Consider the following 6054-nt stretch of genomic DNA (forward strand, 5'->3'; position numbering starts at 1 on the left):
GGCGCCGCGGGCGGGGTTGCCGGTGGTGAGGCTGAGGGCGGAGATCGCGGCGAGGGTGGGGCCCAGGCACGGGGTCCAGCCGAGCCCGAACGCGATGCCGAGCAGGGGAGCTCCGGCCAGCCCGCTGGGTGGGTGGATGGCGGGTTTCGCGGTGCGTTGGAAGAGCCGGAACACGCCGAGGAACACGAGACCCATCAGCAGGACCACGATCCCGAGGATGCGGGTGAGGAGATCTTGCCAGCGGATGAGCCAGGCCCCCAGGGCGCCGAACGCGGCCCCGTAGCCGATGAACAGGACGGAGAAGCCGAGGGTGAACAGCCCGGTCCCGGCCAGCGCCCGCCACCGGGAGACCTCCGCGGTGGTGGTGGTGCCGGTGAGGTAGCCGAGGTAGCCGGGCACGAGGGGGAGCACGCAGGGGGAGGCGAAGGACACCAGCCCGGCGAGGAGGGCGAGGGGGAGTGCGGCCCAGATGCTGCCGGCGGTGATGATCTCCCCCATCAGGGGCTCGTCTCGGCGAGGACGGTGTCGATGAGGGAGGCGAGGGTGGTGCGGGTGGGGAGTTGCCCGATGATGCGGGCGGCCATCCGGCCGGTGCGGTCCAGGACGATGGTGGTGGGCACGGCGCCGGGGGCGGCTTTCCCGGCGAACGCGGCTTGCACGGTGCCGGTGGTGGCGTCCAGGATCGACGGGTAGGTGATGCCGAACTGGTTCTCGAACGCGGCGGCGGTGTCGGCGCTGTCGCGCACGTTGACGCCGATGAACACGACACCGTCGGGCTGGTAGGTCTGGGCGAGGGCTTCCAGGTCCGGCGCTTCGGCACGGCAGGGCGGGCAGGCGGCGTACCAGAAGTTCACCACGACGACCGAGCCCGCCCACGCGGTGGAATCCGCCTGCTCCCCGGTGTCGGTGGTGCCGGTGAAGGTGACCGGGTCGTCGCGCTGGTCGGCGGGGATCTCCCGCACGGTCTCGTCCGCGGACAGATACCCCGGGGACGGGGAGGAGGGCAACAGGCCGGGCGTCTGGGGGGTGCACCCGGCCAGGAGCAGGGCGAGCGCGCCGAGCACGGCGACCGCGGCGGCGGTGACCGTGCGGCGGGGTGGGCGTGTCAGGGTGGTGGGGGTGCGCATGCGGGATCACTCCGGTCGGTCAGGTGTTCGTGCTCTTGCTGCTGGGGCGGCGGCGGCCGGCGAGGATGGCGCCGGTGATCAGCAGCAGCGCCCCGGTCGGGTACCCGGCGACCAGGTCGAGCCAGCCGGGGGGCTGGCCGGGGCCGAACACTTCCAGGTGCGCGAGCCAGTGGATGATCGCGACGATCGCGCCGGCGGCCATCAGGGCCTGGCCGACCCGGACGAGCAGGCGGTGTCGCCGCCAGGCGCGTTGCGGGTCCTCAGCTGGGGCGGGGCGGGGGGTGGTGCGGGTCATGAGCGGTCCTTTCGCAGGGGGCGGGTCACAGTCCGGAGTAGGAGTGCAGCCCGGTGAAGAAGACGTTGACGACGCCGAAGTTGAACAGCACGGCGGCGAAGCCGACGATGCACAGCCAGGCGGCGCGGGTGCCGGCCCAGCCGCGGGTGGCGGTGGCGTGCAGGTATCCGGCGTAGAGCACCCAGATGATGAACGTCCACACCTCTTTCACGTCCCACCCCCAGAACCTGCCCCAGGCGCGGCCGGCCCAGATCGCCCCGGCGATCAGGGTGAAGGTCCACAGGATGAACCCGACGATCGTCAGCCGGTATGCGAGTCGGTCCAGATCCTCCGGCCCGGGCAGACTGTCCCGCAGCCGGGTGAGCCGGGAGGGGAGACCCCGGCGGCGGGTGGTGAGCAGGTAGGTGAGGGAGACGAGGAACGCGAGCCCGAAGAACGCGGTCGCCAGCAGCGCGACCAGCACGTGGATGACCAGCCACCCGGATTGCAGGGCGGGCATCAGGGGGACGACGGGGACGTAGAAGCTGACCGTCGCGACGCCGAGCAGCAGCACGGTCAGCCCGAGCACGGCGCTGCCCAGGTACGCCAACCGCACCCGCAGCGACACGGCCAGGAAGGTGGCGATGATCAGCGCGGTGCCGGTGAGGGAGAACTCGAACATGTTCGCCCACGGCACCCGGTCCGCGGCGACCCCGCGCAGCACCACCCCGGCAAGATGGAACACCCAGCCCAGCACGGTCAACGCGAACCCGACCCGCGCCGCCTTCCCCGCCCCCCGTCCGCCCCCCGGGACAGCGGCGGCGGGTGTGGTGTCGGGGGCGGGGGTGGGGGGTGTGCCTGCCAGGTCCGGGTCGGTGGTGGTGGCGCCGGCGGTGACAGGCACCCGGGCGGTGACCGGGACGGCAGGGGCGCTGGCGCGGCGGGCGAGGTGAAGGGTGTAGGCGACGAACGCGGCGGCGTAGATCGCGATCGCGGAGTACACCAGCAGCAGGGACAGGGCGTCAAGGAACGGGGTCATCAGAGCCTCCTCGAAGGGGTGTGGGGGTCGGGGTGAGGCGGGCGGCGAGGGTGTCGACGGTGGGTTGCAGGCGGGGGTCGTCGCCGCGGGCGAGCCCGGCGACCTCCAGCACCGTGCCGCCGCGGCGGCCGGTGGCTGTGCGGACCCAGAGGCGGCGGCGGGGCACAAACAGGGACAGGGCCAGCCCGGCCATCGCGGCGACCGCGGCGATCAGGGTGGGGGTCTGGGTGGGGTCGGCGGCGATCTCCAGCGACGCGAACCGGGGGATCGGGCCGAGCTCGATCGTGCCCAGCCCGTCCGGCAGCGGAACCGGGGTGCCGGGGACCAGCTGCAGGGCGGGGGTGGGGGTGCCGCGCCCGGCGATCTGGGTGAGGGTGCTGGTGTCCAGTGCGTACACCGACACCGGGACCCCGGTGTTCAGGCCCAGGTCGCCGACGTACACGTTGAAGGTGACGACCGGGTCCAGCAGGTCCGGGTAGCTGGACGCGAACGCCCCAGAGGCGGTGGTCGCGCGGGTGGGGTACAGCATCCCGACCAGGCCGACCTGCTCGGCCAGCCCGTCGGGAACCTTCACGATCCCCAGGCTGGTCAAATTCGCGTCCTGCGGCAGGAACGGGACCGTGTCACGGAACACGATCTTCCCGGCCGGGTTTCGGACGGTGAGGGTGGGCGCGTACCCGTTGCCGAGCAGATAGATGTCGGTGCCAGCCACCGACAGCGGCTCGTTGACCCGGATGCTGGAGGCCTGCCGGGTGCCGCCAGTGGTGGTCGTGACCTGCGCGTCGAACGTCTTCGGCATGCCGAGCGCGTTGACGTTGTCCAGGACGTAGTCGACGCGGAACCGGTCCAGGGTGAGGGAGAACGTCGGGATCTGCGTGTCAGTGATGAACCGGCCGGCGGTGAACGAGTCGTACGCGATCCGGGTGGACGCGAACGTCTGCCCCTCCACCAGCACCCGCTGCCCGGTGAACCGGAACCCGCCGCCGACGCCGACCACGACCAGCACCGCCAGCAGCGCCACGTGGAACAGCAGGTTCCCGGTCTCCCGCAGGTAGCCGCGCTCGGCTGCGACCGAGTCCCGTCCGTCGTCGCCGCGGACCCGGCGGGTGCGGTACCGCTGCCGGCGCAGCGCCTTCTCGGCCGCGTCCAAGACCGCACCGGGGGGCGTGTCGGGGAGGACGCGGCGGGTGTGGGCGGGCAGGCGGGACAGGTTGCGGGGGGTGGCCGGGGGCGGGGCGAGCAGCGCGGTCAGGTGGTGGCGGATGCGGGGGATGACGCAGCCGATCAGCGACGCGAACAGCAGCAGGTAGATCGCGGAGAACCACACCGACCCGAACACGTCGTGCAGCTGCAGCAGGTCCACCGCCCACATCCAGCCCGGGTTGGTCTTGTCGAACTGAATCACCCCGTTCGGGTCGGAGGAGCGTTGCGGGATCAACGACCCGGGGATCGCGGCCACCGCGAGCAGCAGCAACAACACCAGGGCGGTGCGCATGCTGGTCAGCTGCCGCCACGCCCACCGCGCCCACCCCGACACGCTCAGGCGCGGATTCGTGGGCTCGTCCACCGGCCGGTCGACGTGATCGGCGGGCAGCTGCGGGGCCTGCTCACTGCGGATCGACACGCGCATCCCCCCTCCCCTGGACGGGTGCGCGGCGGCGGGCGCGCCAGGAGGCGTGGGCGAGCAGCCCGACCCCCAATGCCGCGGCCACCAGGGCGGTGAGCACGTTCGCTTTCAGCCCGCCGGCGAGCAGCTCGGTGGGATCCAGCCGGATGGACTCCAGCGCCGCCCGCCCTGCCCCGTACCACAGCAGGTACACGCCCAGACTCCGCCCGGCGCCCAACGTAATCCGGCCGTGCCGGCGGCGGTGATGCTCGAGCAGCACGATCACGGCGGCACCGGCCAGGTTCCACAGCAGCTCGTACAGGAACAGCGGATGAAACAGGGTCCCCGCCGGGGTCCCCGGCGGGATCGCGGGAGCTGAGGGGTCGATCTGCAACCCCCACGGCAAGGTGGTGGGTGGGCCGAACAGTTCCTGGTTGAAGTAGTTCCCCAGCCGCCCCACCGCCTGGGCGACCAGCATCCCCGGGGCGAGCGCGTCCAGGAACAGCAGCACCGGGATCCCGGCGCGACGGGTGGCGATCACGATCCCGACCAGCCCGCCCAGGATCGCGCCGAAGATCGCGATCCCGCCCTCCCAGATGTAGAGCACCCGCCACAGGTCCGCGCCAGGGAAGAAGTAGTCGCCCGGATGGGTGAGCACATGGTAGATCCGGGCGCCGAGGATCCCGAACGGCACCGCCCACATCGCCACATCCACCACGGCCCCGGCCGGATGCCCGACCGCCCGCAACCGACGGCCGGTGATCAGCACCGCCAGCACGATCCCGGCCAGGATCGCCAGCGCGTAGAACCGAATCTGGAACGGCCCGACCTGTACGAAGCTGATCCCCGGGCTCGGGATCAGCGCCGGAGCCACAATGAGGAGTGCGTCCATCAGGGCCTCACCCTCGCCGGGAGCCACGCCAGCGGGTCCACCGCTTCGCCTCCGGTGCGGATCTCGAAGTGCAGGTGTGCGCCGAAGCTGCGTCCACTGTCCCCGACCTGGCCGACCAGTTGCCCCACCCGCACGGTCTGTCCCGGGGTCAGGGCGAGGGACCCTTCCCGCATGTGCGCGTACGCGCTTTCCACGACCTGCCCGTCGATCTCGTGCCGGATCACCACGTACACCCCGTACGCGCCGCCCTGCTCCGTCGCGGTGGTGACCACCCCGTCGGCGATCGCCTGGATCGGGGTGCCGATCCCGGGGGCCATGTCCAGTCCGGCATGGAAATTTGAGCAGGACGGGCATGGCGGGGTGCGGTACCCGAACGTGCTGCTGATCGGCACTCCCACGGTGAACGGCCACTGCACCGCCGATGCCGGGTCGTTGGTGAACGTGTCCGCGGTGTGCGCGTACGACTCGGTCCCGACGGGGGCGGTCACCGCCACCGTGTAGTCCCCGCGCACCATCACCGTCCCGGTGACGGTGTCGGGGGTGGTGAACGACTGGGCGCGCACCGGGGTGCGGGTCGCCTCGACGGCGAACACCGGCTCCGGCGTCAACGGGATCAGCAACGGCAGTCCGGCGAGCATCCGGGATCGGGTGAGCGTGCGGCGCGGCGCGTGTCGAGGTGTCCGGGCGGCACGGGTGGGCCGACGGCGTCGATCGCGTCGCGTCTGGACGGGTGGGGAAGACAGGGCGGCTCTCGCCGCACGGCGCGTCCCGGTACCGGGAGTCGGGGAGGAGGGGGCGGGTTCGGGCATACAAGACTTTCCTGGATGAGGGGGACGATGAAGGTGCGCACGGTCGCCACCGCCGTCACACGGTCCAACCGGGAGCCGCGGCCCGGAGTGCACGGCGAGAATCCGGGATCGGATCACCCATGGCGCTGCCGCAGACGGGTCGCGCTCGCCTGCGGGCCGTACATCGTGGACCGTCGGCGACATCACGCGCCAGCTGTGGCTCAGAGGGCGGGCGCGTGCGGCGTGTTGATCAGGTGCGGCTGATCGACAAAACGATCAGGGAGGGCCGCAGAAGGGTCGACCTGGACGTGAACGTGGCCGACCTGCC

At 72.1% G+C, this 6054-nt stretch carries 7 protein-coding genes; all 7 read right to left on the reverse strand.

Translation table 11 applies throughout. The annotated features are described in order from the left end of the window. Positions 1–498 (reverse strand): cytochrome c biogenesis protein CcdA (locus tag BGO46_RS00180; RefSeq protein WP_299984941.1); only part of this gene is annotated, 498 nt, incomplete at its 3' end. Further along, on the reverse strand, positions 498–1127 hold the full coding sequence (locus BGO46_RS00185; RefSeq protein WP_292898013.1) for a TlpA disulfide reductase family protein: 630 nt from the start codon (positions 1125–1127) through the stop codon (positions 498–500). The genes BGO46_RS00180 and BGO46_RS00185, both read right to left, overlap by 1 nt. Before the next feature lie 19 nt (positions 1128–1146). Further along, positions 1147–1422 carry a hypothetical protein gene (locus tag BGO46_RS00190; RefSeq protein ID WP_067165110.1) on the reverse strand — a complete coding sequence of 92 codons (276 nt, stop codon included), beginning with the start codon at positions 1420–1422 and terminating at the stop codon, positions 1147–1149. A gap of 25 nt (positions 1423–1447) precedes the next feature. Continuing rightward, complete coding sequence (ccsB, locus tag BGO46_RS00195; protein ID WP_292898014.1) at positions 1448–2440, reverse strand: c-type cytochrome biogenesis protein CcsB; 993 nt, start codon at positions 2438–2440, stop codon at positions 1448–1450. Continuing rightward, positions 2424–4070 carry a cytochrome c biogenesis protein ResB gene (locus BGO46_RS00200; RefSeq protein WP_298044602.1) on the reverse strand — a complete coding sequence of 549 codons (1647 nt, stop codon included), beginning with the start codon at positions 4068–4070 and terminating at the stop codon, positions 2424–2426. Before BGO46_RS00200 ends, ccsB begins: the two co-directional genes overlap by 17 nt. Further along, entirely contained in the window at positions 4048–4938 is an 891-nt protein-coding gene (lgt, locus tag BGO46_RS00205; RefSeq protein WP_298044604.1) for a prolipoprotein diacylglyceryl transferase, read from the reverse strand. Before lgt ends, BGO46_RS00200 begins: the two co-directional genes overlap by 23 nt. Continuing rightward, positions 4938–5576, reverse strand: coding sequence for a M23 family metallopeptidase (locus BGO46_RS00210; protein WP_298044606.1), 639 nt, complete (start codon positions 5574–5576; stop codon positions 4938–4940). Before BGO46_RS00210 ends, lgt begins: the two co-directional genes overlap by 1 nt. Between the last annotated feature and the right edge of the window lie 478 nt (positions 5577–6054).

The organism is Microbacterium sp. 70-16, from assembly GCF_001898315.1.
Classification (GTDB): Bacteria; Actinomycetota; Actinomycetes; order Actinomycetales; family Microbacteriaceae; genus Microbacterium.